At 64.9% G+C, this 16387-nt stretch carries 18 protein-coding genes and 1 tRNA gene; 5 read left to right on the top strand and 14 right to left on the bottom strand.

The window, feature by feature from the left end:
- Nucleotides 1–88: 88 nt before the first annotated feature.
- The 5 genes from IV112_RS11785 to fliR all read left to right on the top strand — a co-directional run bounded on the left by IV112_RS11785 (nt 89) and on the right by fliR (nt 3121).
- Entirely contained in the window at nt 89–778 is a 690-nt protein-coding gene (locus IV112_RS11785; protein ID WP_304003700.1) for a Crp/Fnr family transcriptional regulator, read from the top strand.
- A 134-nt stretch (nt 779–912) separates the two neighbouring features.
- Complete coding sequence (fliO, locus tag IV112_RS11780; protein ID WP_304003699.1) at nt 913–1314, top strand: flagellar biosynthetic protein FliO; 402 nt, start codon at nt 913–915, stop codon at nt 1312–1314.
- The gene (gene fliP, locus IV112_RS11775) at nt 1311–2063 is read left to right on the top strand and encodes a flagellar type III secretion system pore protein FliP (protein WP_304003697.1); all 753 of its coding nucleotides are present in this window, start codon (nt 1311–1313) and stop codon (nt 2061–2063) included. Before fliO ends, fliP begins: the two co-directional genes overlap by 4 nt.
- Before the next feature lie 13 nt (nt 2064–2076).
- A complete protein-coding gene (gene fliQ, locus IV112_RS11770; RefSeq protein WP_304003696.1) occupies nt 2077–2346 on the top strand; it encodes a flagellar biosynthesis protein FliQ in 270 nt (89 codons plus the stop codon).
- A gap of 1 nt (nt 2347) precedes the next feature.
- Nucleotides 2348–3121 (top strand): flagellar biosynthetic protein FliR, encoded by a 774-nt coding sequence (gene fliR, locus IV112_RS11765; protein WP_304003695.1) that lies wholly within the window; start codon nt 2348–2350, stop codon nt 3119–3121.
- 470 nt (nt 3122–3591) lie between these two features.
- Here the strand turns inward: fliR and rpoS are convergent, their stop codons facing one another.
- From rpoS to thrS, 14 genes are all read right to left on the bottom strand, one after another.
- Entirely contained in the window at nt 3592–4545 is a 954-nt protein-coding gene (gene rpoS, locus IV112_RS11760; protein ID WP_019919013.1) for an RNA polymerase sigma factor RpoS, read from the bottom strand.
- A gap of 5 nt (nt 4546–4550) precedes the next feature.
- A complete protein-coding gene (locus IV112_RS11755) occupies nt 4551–5516 on the bottom strand; it encodes a peptidoglycan DD-metalloendopeptidase family protein (protein ID WP_304003694.1) in 966 nt (321 codons plus the stop codon).
- Nucleotides 5513–6169 carry a protein-L-isoaspartate(D-aspartate) O-methyltransferase gene (locus tag IV112_RS11750; RefSeq protein ID WP_019919015.1) on the bottom strand — a complete coding sequence of 219 codons (657 nt, stop codon included), beginning with the start codon at nt 6167–6169 and terminating at the stop codon, nt 5513–5515. Before IV112_RS11750 ends, IV112_RS11755 begins: the two co-directional genes overlap by 4 nt.
- Complete coding sequence (gene surE, locus IV112_RS11745; RefSeq protein WP_020163958.1) at nt 6166–6909, bottom strand: 5'/3'-nucleotidase SurE; 744 nt, start codon at nt 6907–6909, stop codon at nt 6166–6168. The genes IV112_RS11750 and surE overlap by 4 nt, the downstream gene beginning before the upstream one ends.
- 220 nt (nt 6910–7129) lie before the next feature.
- A complete protein-coding gene (locus IV112_RS11740) occupies nt 7130–8464 on the bottom strand; it encodes an SLC13 family permease (protein WP_304003693.1) in 1335 nt (444 codons plus the stop codon).
- Between the two features lie 147 nt (nt 8465–8611).
- Nucleotides 8612–8688, bottom strand: a tRNA-Pro gene (locus IV112_RS11735).
- A 67-nt stretch (nt 8689–8755) separates the two neighbouring features.
- Nucleotides 8756–9124, bottom strand: a complete 369-nt coding sequence (locus IV112_RS11730; protein WP_304003692.1) for a MerR family transcriptional regulator — start codon at nt 9122–9124, stop codon at nt 8756–8758.
- Complete coding sequence (locus tag IV112_RS11725; RefSeq protein ID WP_008062640.1) at nt 9108–9416, bottom strand: integration host factor subunit alpha; 309 nt, start codon at nt 9414–9416, stop codon at nt 9108–9110. The genes IV112_RS11730 and IV112_RS11725 overlap by 17 nt, the downstream gene beginning before the upstream one ends.
- A 33-nt stretch (nt 9417–9449) precedes the next feature.
- Nucleotides 9450–11819, bottom strand: coding sequence for a phenylalanine--tRNA ligase subunit beta (pheT, locus tag IV112_RS11720; protein ID WP_304003691.1), 2370 nt, complete (start codon nt 11817–11819; stop codon nt 9450–9452).
- Between the two features lie 12 nt (nt 11820–11831).
- Nucleotides 11832–12863 (bottom strand): phenylalanine--tRNA ligase subunit alpha, encoded by a 1032-nt coding sequence (gene pheS, locus IV112_RS11715; protein WP_020163954.1) that lies wholly within the window; start codon nt 12861–12863, stop codon nt 11832–11834.
- Between the two features lie 69 nt (nt 12864–12932).
- Nucleotides 12933–13292, bottom strand: coding sequence for a 50S ribosomal protein L20 (gene rplT, locus IV112_RS11710; protein ID WP_024300567.1), 360 nt, complete (start codon nt 13290–13292; stop codon nt 12933–12935).
- Nucleotides 13293–13304: 12 nt separating this feature from the next.
- A complete protein-coding gene (gene rpmI, locus IV112_RS11705; protein WP_019919094.1) occupies nt 13305–13502 on the bottom strand; it encodes a 50S ribosomal protein L35 in 198 nt (65 codons plus the stop codon).
- Nucleotides 13503–13666: 164 nt separating this feature from the next.
- Entirely contained in the window at nt 13667–14254 is a 588-nt protein-coding gene (gene infC / locus IV112_RS11700; RefSeq protein WP_081629073.1) for a translation initiation factor IF-3, read from the bottom strand.
- Nucleotides 14217–16139 carry a threonine--tRNA ligase gene (gene thrS, locus IV112_RS11695; protein WP_304003690.1) on the bottom strand — a complete coding sequence of 641 codons (1923 nt, stop codon included), beginning with the start codon at nt 16137–16139 and terminating at the stop codon, nt 14217–14219. The genes infC and thrS overlap by 38 nt, the downstream gene beginning before the upstream one ends.
- Between the last annotated feature and the right edge of the window lie 248 nt (nt 16140–16387).

Raw genomic sequence — 16387 nt, 5'->3', positions numbered from 1 at the left:
TGCCGGCGATCTGCGACTTAGTCACATTCGCTGCGCACCGGCGGGATAGCATCCCTCGACAACAACAAAGATGGATGGAGGAGGAGTCATGAGCCGATACGTCGGCGCGCCCGGTCTGTGGCGCGACTGGATTACGCACTTCCCGCGGCTCGCCGACCTCGAGCCGGCGGCACGCGAGGAACTGCTCGCCAACAGCTTCGAGGTGCGGCTGTCGGCGGGCGAGACTGGCTACCGCGAAGGCGACGCCTGCAACAACTTCATCCTGCGCATCGAAGGCTGGTCACGCATCCAGCGGCTGTCGGCCAATGGCCGCGAAGTGCTGCTGTACCGCGTGGGTCCAGGTGACTCCTGCGTACTCACCACCTCCTGCCTGCTCGGCGTGGCGCGCTACCCGGCGGCCAGCACGGCGGAAACCGACCTGCGCGAGGTGGCGATCGCGGGCGCCACCTTCCGCAAGCTGCTGAACACCTCGGACGTATTCCGCCAGTTCGTGTTCGAGCACTACGGCCGGCTGCTGTCGGACATGATCGCCCTGCTCGACGAACTGAAATTCCGCCGCCTCGACGCCCGCCTGGCCGACCTGCTGCTCGCGCGCACGGCCGACGGCGCAGCGCTCGAGGACACGCAGAGTCGCATCGCCACCGACCTCGGCAGCACGCGCGAACCGGTCGGCCGCATCCTGAAACAGTGGGAGCGGCGCAACTGGATCGCGATGACGCGCGGCCGCATCGAGGTGCGCGAGCGCGAGGCGCTGACGGCGCTGGCGGCCGAGGGCTGAGCGCAGCGCATTCGATGACCACAGGCGCGTCCACGCCCTCGCGTCATGGCGGCAGAAATTGCCGCCCGAAACCGGGTCTATTCCCGGTCTGACCACGGCGGCCCGCGCGTTAACCTGCGGCCATGAAGATACGCATGGCCTTACTGTTGCTCGCATCGAGCGGCGCAATGCACGCCGCCGACGCGGCTGCCCCCGCGACACCGCCAAGCGGCGCTGGCGCGGTAATCCAGATGCTGGGCGCGCTCGGCGTCGTGCTGGCGGCGCTGTTCGCGGTGCTGTGGCTGCTGCGCCGCATTTCCGGCGGCAAGCTGGCGGGGCCGGCACCGATACGCACGGTCGGCGGCATCGCCGTCGGCTCGCGCGAGCGCGTGCTGCTGCTCGAAATCGGCGACCACTGGCTGGTGGTCGGTGTCGCCCCCGGGTCGGTCACCGGCATCGCCACGCTGCCGCGCGGTGAGTTGCAGCAGAGCAGCGCACAGCCGGCCGCCGCCGATTTCGGCGCGCTGCTCGCCCGGTTGAAGGCGCCCCGCTCATGACGCGCCGCCTGCTCCCGCTGTTCGGCGCCGGTGCTGTCGCCGCCGTACTTGCCCCGGAGGTGCTGGCGCAGTCGATGCCGGCGCTGACCAGCACGCCGGCGCCCGGCGGCGGTACCAACTGGTCGCTGTCAATACAGACGCTGCTGCTGCTGACCAGTCTGTCCTTCCTGCCGGCGGTACTGCTGATGATGACCAGCTTCACCCGCATCATCATCGTGCTGTCGCTGATGCGCCAGGCCATCGGCACGCAGAGCAGCCCGCCCAACCAGGTGCTGATCGGGCTGGCGATGTTCCTCACCTTCTTCATCATGGCGCCGGTCGGCGAGCAGATCTATGCCAACGCCTACCAGCCGCTGTCTGAGAACCGCATCACCTTCGAACAGGCGCTGGACATCGGCTCGAAGCCGCTGAAGGCCTTCATGCTGAAGCAGGTACGCGAGCCCGACGTCGAGCTGTTCATGCGGCTGTCGAACACGCCCAAGGTGGCCAGCCAGGAAGAACTGCCGATGCGCGTGGTCGTGCCCGCCTACGTCACGTCGGAGCTGAAGACGGCGTTCCAGATTGGCTTCATCGTATTCATCCCTTTCATCATCATCGACATGGTGGTCGCGTCGGTGCTGATGTCGATGGGCATGATGATGATGTCGCCAGTCATCGTGTCGCTGCCGTTCAAGCTCATGCTGTTCGTGCTGGTCGATGGCTGGAACCTGATACTCGGCACGCTGGTGTCGAGCTTCGGCCAGATCTGAAGGAGCCGTACCCATGACCCCCACCACCGTCGTCGACATCGGCCGCCACGCGGTCGAAATCCTGCTCATCATTTCGGCGCCGATGCTGGGCGCCGCGCTGGTGACCGGCCTGCTCGTCAGCATCTTCCAGGCGGCGACGCAGGTGAACGAAATGACGCTTTCCTTCATCCCGAAGCTGATCGCGGTGTTCCTGGTCATCGTGCTGGCCGGGCCGTGGATGATCACGCTGATGACCGACTACATCCGCCGGCTCTACTCGTCCATTCCGTCGCTGATCGGCTGACGTGATCAATCTGTCCGCCGCCCAGCTCGACCTGTGGATGGCGGGCTTCCTGTTTCCGCTGGCCCGCATCATGGGGCTGATCGCGACCGCACCCATCCTGAGCAATCGCGCGATTCCGGCGCGCATCCGCATGGGCTTCGGCGCGGCGATGACGCTGGCGCTGATCCCCGCGCTGCCGCCCTCGGGACTGATCGTCGGTTCGTGGCCGGGTCTGCTCGCGTTGCTGCAGCAGATGCTGATCGGCATCGCGCTCGGCTTCTCGATGCGCGTCGTGTTTACCGCGATCGATCTGGCGGGCGAGCTGATCGGTCTGCAGATGGGTCTGGGCTTCGCGATGTTCTACGACCCGGACAACGCCGCGCAGTCGCCGGTGATTTCGGAGTTTCTCGGCCTGCTCGCGATGCTCATCTTCCTGTCGATCAACGGCCACCTGATGTTGCTGGCGGTGATCGGCAACAGCTTCGAATGGTGGCCGGTCGGCGCCGACCTGTTCCCGGCCAACGGATGGATGGCGATCGCGCGCTGGGGCAGCACCATCTTCTCGGCCGGCGTGATGCTCGCGCTGCCGGTGATCGCGGCGCTACTGGTGGTGAACATCGCCCTGGCCATACTGACCCGTGCCGCACCGACGTTGAACCTGTTCGCGATCGGCTTCCCGGTCACGCTGATCGCCGGTTTCGTCATGCTGCTGCTGTCGATGCCCTTCTTCGCCCCGGCGCTGCAGCAACTGTTCGACTACGGCCTGCGCACCGTAGCGCAGCTGGCAATGGGGTGAGTCAGGGGTTTCGCGAAGCACTGCTTCGCGCCTGACGAACGGGCCGGCTGTGCAAAGCCGGCCCTGGGTTGGTTGATCGGTGCGGACATCATCAGAAGGCATCCCCGTGATCGCGCCCGCTGAACGGGCTGGCCATGCAGGGCCAGCCCTGGGGTGGTCGATCAGCGCGGGCATACGCAGAAAGCCTGCCCCTGATCGCACCTGACGAACGGGCCGGCCATGCAAAGCCGGCCCTGGGGTGGTCCGATCGGCGCAGGCATCATCAGAAGGCATACCCGTGATCGCATCCGAAGGACCGGTCAGCCAAGCTGGGGCGGCACTCCAGCCATCCAGGTCTAGCGGCGCACCACGCCACCCTTGCCGATTCGCGGCGGATGTGGCTTGAACCCGACACGACGCGGAATCAGCTGCTCTGTCGCGGTCAGAAGACCGCTCCTAAAGGGATAAGCGCGGGAAAACCGCTCAGGAATCTACAACAGCACGTCCCTCGACACCCCCGCCCGCCGCAATATCTTGCGCAGCTGCGCCAGCGCTTCGAGCTGGATCTGGCGCACCCGCTCGCGCGTCAGGCCCAGTCGCTCGGCCAGCTCTTCCAGTGTGGCGATCTCGCAGCCATTGATGCCGTAGCGGTACTCGATCACCGTGCGCTGCTTGTCGCCGAGCTGGGAAATCCAGGTGTGTACGAGTGAGCCGATCTCGGCGTTCTGGATCTGCACGTCCGGCCCGTCCTGCTCGTCATCGGCCAGCGATTCGCCGATGGACAGCGAGGGGTCGATGTCCAGCGGCGCGTCGAGCGAGGCGGTGTGTTCGTTCAACGACAGGATGTGCCGCACGTCCTCGACCGGCTTGGCCAGCAGCTGCGCGATGTCCTCGGCGCAGCAGTCGCCACCGCTGCGCGACTCCAGGCTGCGCATTGCGCGCAGCACCTGATTCAGCTCCTTCACCACGTGTACCGGCAGCCGTATCGTGCGCGACTGGTTCATGATCGCGCGCTCGATGTTCTGCCGTATCCACCAGGTGGCGTAGGTCGAGAAACGGAAGCCGCGCTCGGGATCGAATTTCTCCAGCGCGTGGATCAGGCCGAGATTGCCCTCCTCGACCAGATCGAGCAGCGGCATGCCGCGGTTCAGGTAATGCTTGGCGATATTGACGACCAGGCGCAGGTTGCGCTCGATCATGATCTGCCGGGCCTCGAAGTCGCCAAGGCGCACGCGGCGCGACAGCGACAGCTCCTCTTCCGGCGTCAGCAGCGGATTGGCGCCGATCTCGTTCAGGTAGAGCTGGGTCGCGTCGCCGAAGAACTCCGCCTCGGCGGGCTCGACCGCCTCGACCACCGCTTCCGGCGTGTCGATGTCGCTGATCGCCGCGTCGTCCTCGATGGGCTCGACGGGTTCGGCATCATCAGGCAGCGACAGATCGGACATGGCGGCTATCTCGGTGGCAGATACTTCAGCGGATCGACGGGCTTGCCCTGGCGCCGTATTTCGAAGTGCAGCCGGGGCTTGCCGGCTTCGGTATCGGTGTCACCGAGCTCGGCTATCCTTTGTCCGCGTTTCACCGTATCGCGTTCCTGAACCAGGATCCTGCTGTTGTGCGCGTACGCGGACAGATAGGTGTTGTCATGCTTGATGATGACCAGTTTGCCATAACCGCGCATCGCCTCGCCCGCATACACGACACGGCCGCCGGCCGCGGCGAGCACCGGGTCGCCGAGCTTGCCGCTGACGTCCACGCCCTTGCCCGATCCTTCACCGAAGCGGCCGATGATGCGGCCCTGTGCCGGCCAGCTCCATTCGATACCGTCTTCCGAGCGGGACGACTCGGGCGCGACGACGGGTACTGCCGGCGTCGTCGCGGCCGCGGCCGCAGCCGGTGTCGGCGCCGCGGTGGCTGCCGCCAGTGGCGCCCCCTTCATGCGCGCCAGCGCCTCTTCCGAATAGGCTTCGACGCCACCGCGCGGCTCACGCTTCAGCACGGTGCTGTTAGCCGGTTCCGCGGTCGTTGCAGCAGCTGCCGCCGCTTGTTGCGGCGCCGGCTCAAGCGGCCGGGACTCGACCGCACCCGGCGTCACGATGGGACGTATCTCGACCGCCCCCTCCGGCTGCGCGACGCGCAATTCCTGACCGATGCGGATCAGATTGGGGTTCTCGATGCGGTTCCAGATGACCAGATCACGCCAGTCCTGACCGTGCTCCAGCGCGATGCTGTAGAGGGTTTCGCCCTTGGACACGATGTGGAAGCCGGCACGTGCGGCCGGCGCTGCGGTCGCCGCAGGCGCAGCCGTCGCCGCGACTGCCGGCGCCGAAGTGCGGTCCTCGACCGGAGCCGGACGCGTGCCGGCGCACGCGGCCAGCAGCAGGCTCGAGACGGACAGCGCACACAGCCTTCTATTCATTCAACCCCCGGCAGGAGCGGCACGAAGCGCACCGCGTCCAGTTTCGATTCGACAAAGCGATGCTGCGGCTGATGCTCGATCATGCGCAGCGTCTGGTCGCCGGCGCCCACCGGCAGGATGAGGCGGCCACCTTCGGCCAGCTGTTCGAGCAGCGGCATCGGTACGGTGGTGGCCGCCGCGGCGACGATGATTGTATCGAAGGGCGCTTCGGCAGCCAGACCGACGGTGCCATCCGCATGTTTCAGGCGCACATTGGGCAGACGCAGCGGACGCAGATTGCGCTTGGCCAGTTCGAGCAGCGGCGCGATGCGCTCGACCGCGTAGACGTCCTTCGCCAGCTTCGACAGTACGGCGGCCTGATAGCCGCAACCCGCACCGACCTCCAGCGTCTTGCCGAGAGGACGCCCGCCGACGCGCAGAAGTTCAATCATGCGCGCGACGATGAAGGGCTGCGAAATGGTCTGCTGATAACCAAGCGGAAGCGCCGTGTCTTCGTAGGCCCGGCTGCGCAGCGCCTCTTCGACGAACTGATGGCGCGGAATGGCCTGCATTGCCGCCAGCACGCCCTCGTCGCGGATGCCTGACGCACGCAGTCGATCGACCATGCGCGCCCGTGCGCGCGTCAGCGCGAGGCTCTCGTCCTTCGACGTCATGCGCCCAGCCAGTCCCGGACCTGCCCCATCTGGGCCACGTGCGTGAGGTCGATCTGCAGCGGCGTGATCGACGCAAAGCCGTTCGCCGTTGCGTGGAAATCGGTACCGTCACCGGCGTCCTGCGCGGCACCAGCGGCGCCGACCCAGTAAACAGTCTCGTTGCGCGGGTTGATCGTGCGCACCACCGGCTCCGCCTTGTGGCGCCGACCCAGGCGGGTGATCTGTATGCCCTTCAGTTCCTCGGTCGACAGGTCGGGCACGTTCACATTGAGCAGCACCGGCGCCGCGAAGGGTCGCTCCGTGAGGCGGCGCACCAGATCGCAGGCAATGCGGGCGGCGGTTTCGTAGTGCGCACTGCCCTTGCGCGTCATCGACATCGCGATGGCCGGCACGCCGAGCAGAAAGCCCTCGGTGGCGGCGGCGACGGTGCCCGAGTAGATGGTGTCGTCACCCATGTTCGCGCCGTCGTTGATGCCGGACACTACGATGTCCGGCAGATGGTCGAGCATGCCGGTCACTGCCAGGTGCACGCAGTCCGACGGCGTGCCATTGACATAATAGAAACCGTTGCGCGCGCGGCGCAGGATGAGGGGGCGGTCCAGCGTAAGGGAATTGCTGGCGCCGCTGCGGTCGGCCTCGGGGGCCACGACGGTCACATCACCGACCTCTGTCAGCGCACGGGCGAGCGCCTCGAGGCCGGGGGCAAAGTAGCCGTCGTCGTTGGACAACAGGATGCGCATGAAAGGCTGCGGAACGAAGGTTGCGACCGGACGCCTGGGTGCCGGTCGAGTGCGCCGGAGCTGCGGCCGGATTGCGGTCCGGATGTCGGCGACGCACATGGGAAAACGGCGCGAGGCCTTGCCGTCGGGCTTGCCGGCACACCGCCGCACGCCCTGCCGGAGCCCCGCGAAATCAGCCGCGGACTATAGCACGGCGCCGCGCACAGCCGTCCGGACGCGTTCAGAGTACGCCGACGAGAGCGGAGATCACCAGGATGCAGACCAGGTTGAGCAGCAGCCCGCACCGCATCATGTCGCGCGCCGCGACGGCGCCGGTGCCGAACACCAGAGCGTTCGGCGGCGTTGCGACCGGCAGCATGAAGGCACAGGACGCCGAAATCGCCGCGGCCACCGCCAGTCCCCGCGGATCGAGGCCAACATCGGGTGCCAGCGCAACGAGCAAGGGCACCAGCAGCGCCGCAGTAGCGGTATTGCTCACCAGCTCCGTCAACATGACCACGAAGGCCACCACGCCGAGCACGATCAACCAGCCCGGCGCGTCGGCCATCACGCTCAGCAAACGGTCGGACAGATAGCCGCTTGCACCGCTGCTTCCGAGCACGGCACCGAGTGCGAGCCCACCGCCGAACAGCAGCAGCACGCCCCACTCGGTCTGCCGCTCGACGTCCTTCCACTCGACCGCCCGGCCAGCCACGAGTGCACTCAGCACGATCAACGCGATCAGCGCATCGATGTCGCCGGCCACACCGAGCAGGCGACCCAGCGGTGCGCCGAACACCCAGGCCAGCACCGCGCAGGCAAACACGACGAGCGTCAGAAGCGCGCCCGGTGTCCAGGCGTAATGCTCGTCCGCCAGCAAGGGCGCGTCGCCGTCGACAGGTGGCCGCAACATTAGCCACAGCACACCGACCATCAGCGGCATAAGCAGCAGTACCGCCGGAATGCCGAAGCGCATCCACTCAGCGAAGCCGATTCCCGCCTGCGCCGCTGCGATGGCGTTGGGCGGGCTGCCGACGAGGGTGCCGATGCCGCCGATGCTGGCGCTGTAGGCCACCCCGAGAAGCACGAAGGTGCGCTCGCGCGCATCCGCCGTGGCGGGTAGCAGTCCGAGCGCAAGCGGCAGCGCCATGACGGCCGCCGCCGTGTTGCTGATCCACATCGACAGCGCGGCAACGAGCACGAACAGCAGCAGATGCGCGCGCAGGCGGTATCCGCCGGCGAGGGCCATCACACGACGTGCAAGCAGACGATCGAGGCCGTGCCGAGCCAATGCGGCGGCGAGCGCGAAGCCACCGAGAAACAGGAAAATGATGGGATGGGCAAAGGGCGCGAGCGCCTGCTGTACGCTCATCAGACCCGACAGCACCGCGCACACCGGCACCAGCAGTGCGGTGAGGGTCAGCGGCAGCGCCTGCGTCAGCCACAGTGCGCCGATCAGCACGAAGATGGCCAGACCGGCACGCAGCGCGTCATCGGCCGGACCAAGGACATAGACCGCCAGCGCGATCAACGTCCCCACCACGCCGCCGGTCATCTGCGCGGACAGAGCGGACATGCGCATGGACTTCCTTCGTGCAGAGCAGCACGACAGCGCGCTCAACAACGCTCCGCCGCAGTGACCGCCAGAAAGCAAAAAGCCGTTCCGGAACGGAACGGCTTGAGCAGATCGGCCTGTGCATCAGCACTGCCGGAAACAAACAAATGGTCGGGGCGGCGGGATTCGAACTCGCGACCCCTTGCACCCCATGCAAGTGCGCTACCAGGCTGCGCTACGCCCCGACTCAGCCTGCAAGTATAACAGCGGACTGCCGCTTGCGGGGCCGCGATGCACTAAAAATGAATACGTTCAGCTCAACAGATCGCGCAGCGCTTCGAGTTCACTGCGCAGCGCCGCGACGTCGATTCCGCCGCTCGATGCAGCGTCGGCTGCCGCCGCACGCGGATCGGAATCGTCGAGCCGGTTGCGCGCGCCACTGATGGTGAAGCCTTCCTCGTACAGCAACTGGCGGATACGGCGCACCAGCAGCACTTCGTGGTGCTGGTAGTAGCGCCGGTTGCCGCGCCGCTTCACCGGCTTGAGCTGGGTGAATTCCTGTTCCCAGTAGCGCAGCACGTGCGGCTTCACGCCGCACAGTTCGCTGACTTCGCCGATCGTGAAATAGCGCTTGGCAGGAATTGCAGGCAGCGCCTGCGATTCCTTATTCGTCGTTTCCATCGTAGGCGATGCCCTCGACTGCCGACTTCAGTTTCTGACTGGCATGAAAGGTGACGACGCGCCGCGCCGTGATCGGAATCTCTTCGCCGGTTTTCGGGTTGCGGCCGGGCCGCTGCGGCTTGTCGCGCAGCTGGAAATTGCCGAAGCCCGACAGCTTCACGCCGTCGCCGCTTTCAAGCGCGTCGCGGATTTCGTCAAAAAATGCTTCGACCATATCTTTGGCTTCGCGCTTGTTCAGCCCTACCTGTTCGAACAGCATCTCCGCCAGTTCGGCCTTGGTCAGTGTGGTCATGCGGCTCCCTTCAACTCCTGTCGCCCTGCCGCCTCAGGCGCGCAGCCTTGCCCCGAACTCACGCTGTGCATAGCTCACCAGTTCCTGCACGGCCGCGTCGACTTCCGCGTCCGCCAAAGTACGTTCAGTATCTTGCATAAGTATACGGAAAGCAAAGCTTTTTTCCGTATCTGCAATGCCTTTGCCCTGATACAGGTCGAACAGTGCGATCTCCTGCACGATGCCTGGTGCGACGCTCCGCAGACCGTCGAGCACAGCCGAAGCTGCGGTGCTTCGCGGCAGCAGCAGCGCGATGTCGCGACGCACCGAGGGCTGACGCGACAGCGTGCGATGTGCCGGCATCGGCACTTCGAGCAGCGGTTCGAGATCGAGTTCGAACAGGACCGGCGCCGAACCCAGCTCGTAACGCTGGACCAGTTCCGGGTGCAGCTCTCCGATGCAGCCGATGACGTGTCCGTCGAGGCTGACCGACGCAGATCGCCCCGGATGCAGAGCCGGATGACGTGCCACGGCGAAGGTCGCCTGACGCGGCCACAGCAGCGCCTCGACGTCCGCCTTCACGTCGAAGAAGTCGACCGCACGCGTGGCGACGCCCCACTGTTCGGCACTGTCACCGCCCCAGGCCAGCGCCGCGATACGCAGCGTCTGTGCATAGCCGGCAACCGGCTGGGCACCGGCATCCTTCGCGAAGCAGCGGCCGATCTCGAACACGCGCACGCGCTCGGTCTGGCGACGGCGGTTGGTGGCGACGTTGTCGACCAGACCACCGATCAGCGTCGAGCGCATGACGGACATCTGGCTGGCGATCGGATTGGCGAGCACGACCGGCGCCTCGTTGCCCGCGAAGTCGCTTTCCCAGCGACGTTCGACGAAGGCGAAATTGATCACCTCCTGGTAATCGCGGTCAGCCAGCAGGTGACGCAGCGCAAACGCGCCGCGTCGCGCTTCCGGCAGCGCCGGCATCGCCAGGCGACCCACCGGCGGCACGGTCGGGATGTTGTCGTAACCGTGCAGACGCGCCAGTTCCTCGATCAGGTCTTCCTCGATGCGCAGATCGAAGCGCCAGCTCGGCGGCTGCACGATGAAATCACTGCCATCGCGCGAGAACGCGAGGCCGAGGCGGCCGAGCAGCGCAGCGATCTGGTCGTCGCTGAAACGGATGCCGAGCACACGCGCCGCGCGGGCAGGACGCAGCCGAACCGGATCGCGCGACGGCAGTGCGGTGATCTGGTCATCGACCGGACCGGCCTGGCCGCCACACAGCTCGAGGATGAGCTGGCTGACGCGCTCGACGCCGGCCACCGTGTCGGCGAAATCGACGCCGCGCTCGAAACGGTGCGCCGCTTCGCTGGAGAAGGCGTAACGACGGGCGCGGCCCTGGATCGCATCAGGCAGCCAGAAGGCCGCTTCGACATAGACGTCGCGCGTGTCGTCGGTGCACGAGGTCGACGCGCCGCCCATGATGCCGGCGAAGCTCTCGACACCGGCGTCGTCGGCGATCACGCCGCAGTCGGTGGTGAGTTCGATGGTCTGTTCGTTCAGCAGCACCAGCTTCTCACCCGCCTTCGCCCAGCGCACATGCAGGCCGCCCTGCACGCGGTCGAGATCGAACACGTGATTCGGGCGGTTCATTTCCAGCATGACGTAGTTGGAAATGTCGACCAGTACCGAAATCGAGCGCATGCCGGCGCGCTCCAGGCGACGCTTCATCCAGTCCGGCGTCGCCGCACGGGCATTGACGCCACGGATGACGCGGCCTGAAAAACGACCACACAGATCGGCGTGCTCGACCTTCACCGGCAGTACGTCGGCGATGCTCACCGGTGCGGTGGCGATCGTCGGCAGGCTCAGCGGTGCACCGGTCAGCGCTGCAACCTCGCGGGCGATGCCGGTCATGCCGAAGCAGTCCGCCCGGTTAGGCGTGAGCTTGATAACGAACACATTGTCATCGAGATCGAGGTATTCACGGATGCTGGTGCCCACCGGCGCATCGGCCGGTAGCGCGAGCAGGCCGGAGGCCTCTTCCGAGATGCCCAGTTCGCGTGCCGAACACAGCATGCCGCTGCTTTCGACACCGCGCAGCTTGGCGCGCTTGATGTCGATGCCCGGCAACTTCGCACCCACGGTGGCGCAGGGCACCTTCATGCCAGCGGCGACATTCGGCGCACCACAGACGATCTGCAGCGGCTCGCCGCCCGCATTGACCTGGCAGACGCGCAGGCGATCCGCGTCCGGGTGCGGCGCCACCGACAGCACTTCCGCAACCACGACGCCGGTGAAAGGCGCCGCCGCCGGATCCAGTTCCTCGACTTCAAGGCCGGCCATCGTCAGCAGGTGAGACAGCGCTGCGGTGTCGATCTCCGGATCGACAAAGCTGCGCAACCACTTTTCGGAAAATTGCATGTCAGTGAAACCTCAGCGGAACTGGCTCAGGAAGCGCACGTCGCCGTCATAGAACAGGCGCAGATCATTGATGCCGTAACGCAGCATGGTCAGGCGATCCGGGCCAAAGCCAAAGGCAAAGCCGGTGTAGCGTTCGGCGTCGATGCCGCAGTGGCCCAGCACGTTCGGATGCACCATGCCGCAACCGGCGATCTCCAGCCAGCGCCCAGCCAGCGGCCCGCTCATGAAGGCGACATCGATTTCCGCCGACGGCTCGGTGAAGGGGAAGAAGGACGGACGGAAGCGCACGTCCAGCTGATCGGTCTCGAAGAAGCGATGCAGGAAGTCGCTCACCACACCCTTGAGGTCGGCGAAGCTGACCGATTCACCGACCCACAGGCCTTCGACCTGATGGAACATCGGCGAGTGAGTCGCATCGGAATCAACGCGATAGACACGGCCGGGCGCGATGATGCGGATTTCCGGCATCACGTCGGCGCCCGCATGACGCGCCACGTGCGCCTGCATGTAGCGCACCTGGATCGGGCTGGTGTGGGTACGCAGCATGACGTCGCTGGCACCTTCCAGATAGAAGGTGTCGTGCATCGAGCGCGCCGGATGATTTTCCGGCGTGTTCAACGCGGTGAAGTTATGGAAGTCGGTTTCGATCTCCGGGCCATCCGCGACGTCGAAGCCGATGCCGCGGAACAGCGTTTCGATGCGCTCCAGCGTGCGCGATACCGGATGCAGACCACCACGACTGCGGCCGCGGCCGGGCAGCGTGACGTCCAGCGCCTCTTCCGCGAGCCGCGCTTCGAGCGCCGCACGGCGCAGCGCGTCGCGACGCGCCTCCAGTGCCGCCTCGACCTTCTGCTTGGCGACGTTGATCGCCGCACCCGCTTCCTTGCGCGCTTCGGGATCGAGCTTGCCCAGCCCTTTGAGCAGTTCGGTCAGGCTGCCCGACTTGCCGAGGTAGCGCGCCTTGACCTGCTCGAGTACGACCGCGTCGGCCGCGGCAGAAAAATCGGATTCAGCTTGCGAAACAAGGGCTTCCAGATCACTCATCGACTTCTACCCAGGTATTTCAGGGACAAAAAAAGGAGGCCTGGCCTCCTTTTTTTGCGTACGGGACGCTCAGGCGGCGAGCTTGGCCTTGGCCTGGTTCGCAATGGCGGCAAACGCAGCCTTGTCGAACACGGCGAGGTCAGCCAGCACCTTGCGGTCCACCTGGATCGACGCCTTGTTCAGGCCGTTGATCAGCGTGGAGTAGGTCATGCCCAGCTCACGTGCGGCGGCGTTGATACGCACGATCCACAGCGAACGGAACTGACGCTTGCGTTGACGACGGTCGCGGTAGGCATATTGCCCCGCCTTCATCACCGCTTCTTTGGCGATCCGGTAGACACTGTTGCGACGGCCGCGGTAACCCTTGGCCTGGTCAAGAACTTTCTTATGACGGGCACGTGCCGTCACGCCACGTTTCACTCTCGGCATGGTTCGGCCTCCTTATGCGTAGGGCAACATGTTGCGGACGCGTGCGTCGTCCGTGGCGTGCACCGCCGTCGTACCGCGAAGCTGACGCTTCGACTTGGTGGTCTTCTTGGTGAGGATGTGGCGCTTGAACGCCTGCGAACGCTTGATGCTGCCGCTCGCCCGGACCTTGAAGCGCTTTGCAGCGCCCTTCTTGGTCTTCATCTTGGGCATGACAAAAACTCCATTTATGTCATCTTCACAGGTGGCCGCGAACCCTTCGCTGCACTTTCAGACCCGTGAATACTTGTTTTGCCGACACTGATGTGTCGGCGACGCGAGGCTTCTGCCTCGCGCATCGCCAGGTATCACCCCGGCAGATTCCTGAGAAGCGTCGGTCAGACCTTCTTCTTCTGGGGAGCCAGCACCATGATCAGCTGTCGCCCTTCAAGCTTCGGAAACTGCTCGACTACAGCCAGTGCTTCGAGATCCGTCTTCACGCGCTCAAGCAGGCGGATACCGAACTCCTGGTGCGCCATTTCACGACCGCGGAAACGAAGGGTGACCTTCGCCTTGTCGCCGTCCTGAAGGAAGCGCGTCAGGTTGCGCAGCTTGATCTGGTAGTCACCCTCGTCCGTACCCGGACGGAACTTGACTTCCTTGACCTGGATCTGCTTCTGCTTGGCTTTCGCCTCGGCAGCGCGCTTGGCTTCCTGGTACTTGAACTTGCCGAAGTCCATCAGACGACAGACCGGCGGCTTGGCAAGCGGCGCAATTTCGACCAGATCAAGTCCAGCCTCTTCCGCCATGGCCAATGCCTGGCGTGAAGACATGATTCCAAGCTGTTCGCCCTCGTCGCCTACGAGGCGGATTTCAGGGGCGTTGATCTCCGAATTGGTGCGCTGCGATTTTTGCTGACTGATGCTCGTACTCCCAAGACGAAAAAAATCAAGCCGTGCGATCGATGCCCCGGGAAGCGATTTCATCAGCGAAACGCTGAATCAGGTCGCTCAAAGGCATCTGCCCGAGATCGATATTTCCGCGGGCACGCACGGCCACCACGTTTGCTGCCTTCTCCTTGTCGCCGACGACAATCTGGTAAGGCAGCTTTTGCAAGCTATGTTCGCGGATTTTATAGTTTATTTTCTCTCCGCGCAAATCGCATTCGACACGCAGACCGGCGTCGCGTAGCGCATTTGCAACGGTTTGAGCGTAATCGGCCTGCGCTTCGGTGATGCTCATCACGACGGCCTGCACCGGCGCGAGCCACAAAGGGAAGTTTCCGGCGTGGTTTTCGATCAGGATGCCGATGAAACGCTCGAGCGAACCGAGCACGGCGCGGTGCAGCATGACCGGACGCTGGCGCGAGTTGTCCTCCGCCACGTACTCGGCGTGCAAACGCTCAGGCAGCACGAAATCGAGCTGCAGCGTACCGCACTGCCACGAGCGACCGATCGCGTCCTTGATGTGGTACTCGATCTTCGGACCGTAGAAGGCCCCCTCGCCCGGCAGTTCCTCCCACTGCATGCCGGATGCCGACAGCGCATCACGCAAGCCAGCCTCGGCGCGATCCCACACGTCGTCGGACCCGGCCCGCTTCGGCGGACGCAGCGACAGCTTGACCGCGACGTCGGTGAAGCCGAAATCGCGATACACGGTCTGCAGCAGTTCGTTGAAGGCGATCACTTCAGACGTGATCTGAGCTTCGGTACAGAAGATGTGTGCATCGTCCTGCACGAAACCGCGCACGCGCATCAGGCCATGCAGCGCGCCGGACGGCTCGTTACGATGGCAGGAGCCGAATTCGGCGATGCGCAGCGGCAGGTCGCGATAGGAATGCAGCGTGTTGTTGAAGATCTGCACGTGGCCCGGGCAGTTCATCGGCTTCACCGCGTAGTCACGCTTCTCCGACTCCGTCGTGAACATGTTCTCGCGGTAGTTCTCCCAGTGGCCGGACTTCTCCCACAGCACACGGTCCATCATCAGCGGCGTTTTCACTTCGCGGTAGCCGGCGCGATCGAGCGCATTACGCATGTACTGCTCGATCTGCTGCCATACCACCCAGCCCTTCGGGTGCCAGAAGACCATGCCCGGCGCCTCTTCCTGCATGTGGAAGAGGTCGAGCTGCTTGGCCAGGCGGCGGTGATCGCGCTTTTCCGCCTCTTCCAGCATGTTCAGATAGGCATCCTGCTCGTCCTTCTTCGCCCAGGCGGTGCCATAGATGCGCTGGAGCATTTCGTTCTTCGCGTCGCCGCGCCAGTAGGCACCGGCCACCTTCATCAGCTTGAACACCTTGAGCTTGCCGGTAGACGGCACGTGCGGGCCGCGACACAGATCGATGAAATCGCCCTCGCGATACAGCGACACGTCCTGGTCGGCCGGAATCGACGCGATGATTTCCGCCTTGTAGTGCTCGCCGATGGACTTGAAGAACTCGACCGCCTTGTCGCGCTGCCACACCTCGCGCGACACCGGAATGTCCTTTTTCGCCAGTTCGGCCATGCGCTGTTCGATCGCCACCAGATCCTCCGGCGTGAACGGGCGCTTGTACGAGAAGTCGTAATAGAAGCCGTTGTCGATCACCGGACCGATGGTCACCTGGGCATCCGGGAACAGCTCCTTCACCGCATACGCCAGCAGGTGGGCCGTCGAGTGGCGGATCATGTCCAGGCCGTCGGCGTCCTTGTCGGTCACGATGGCCAGTTGCGCGTCGTTCTCGATGACGAAGGAGGTATCAACCAGCTTGCCGTCCACACGGCCGGCCAATGCCGCCTTCGCCAGACCCGCGCCGATCGACGCGGCGACGTCGCGGACGGTCACGGCGGATTCGAAACTGCGGACCGAACCATCAGGCAGGGTGATGTTGACCATGGTCTTGCTCCGGAAATCGGTAACGGGGATGTAATGGAATCTATGGACGAAAAAAAAGTGCGGCCTCGGCCGCACTTTTCTGTCTGCGCACGTCAGAACGTGCGTCTTTGGCTGCAGGCCTCAGGCAGTGATCGATACCGGGGTGAAACGAGTTCGCGGTGTCATAACGCTGCCTTTCAAGCCCTGCAGTGTGTGTTGGTAGGCGCGATTGGACTCGAACCAACGACCCCCACCATGTCAAGGTGGTG

The sequence above is a fragment of the Methyloversatilis discipulorum genome, from assembly GCF_018780585.1.
In the GTDB taxonomy this organism is placed as follows: domain Bacteria; phylum Pseudomonadota; class Gammaproteobacteria; order Burkholderiales; family Rhodocyclaceae; genus Methyloversatilis; species Methyloversatilis discipulorum_B.
This window is presented reverse-complemented; position numbering and strand designations above follow the sequence as displayed.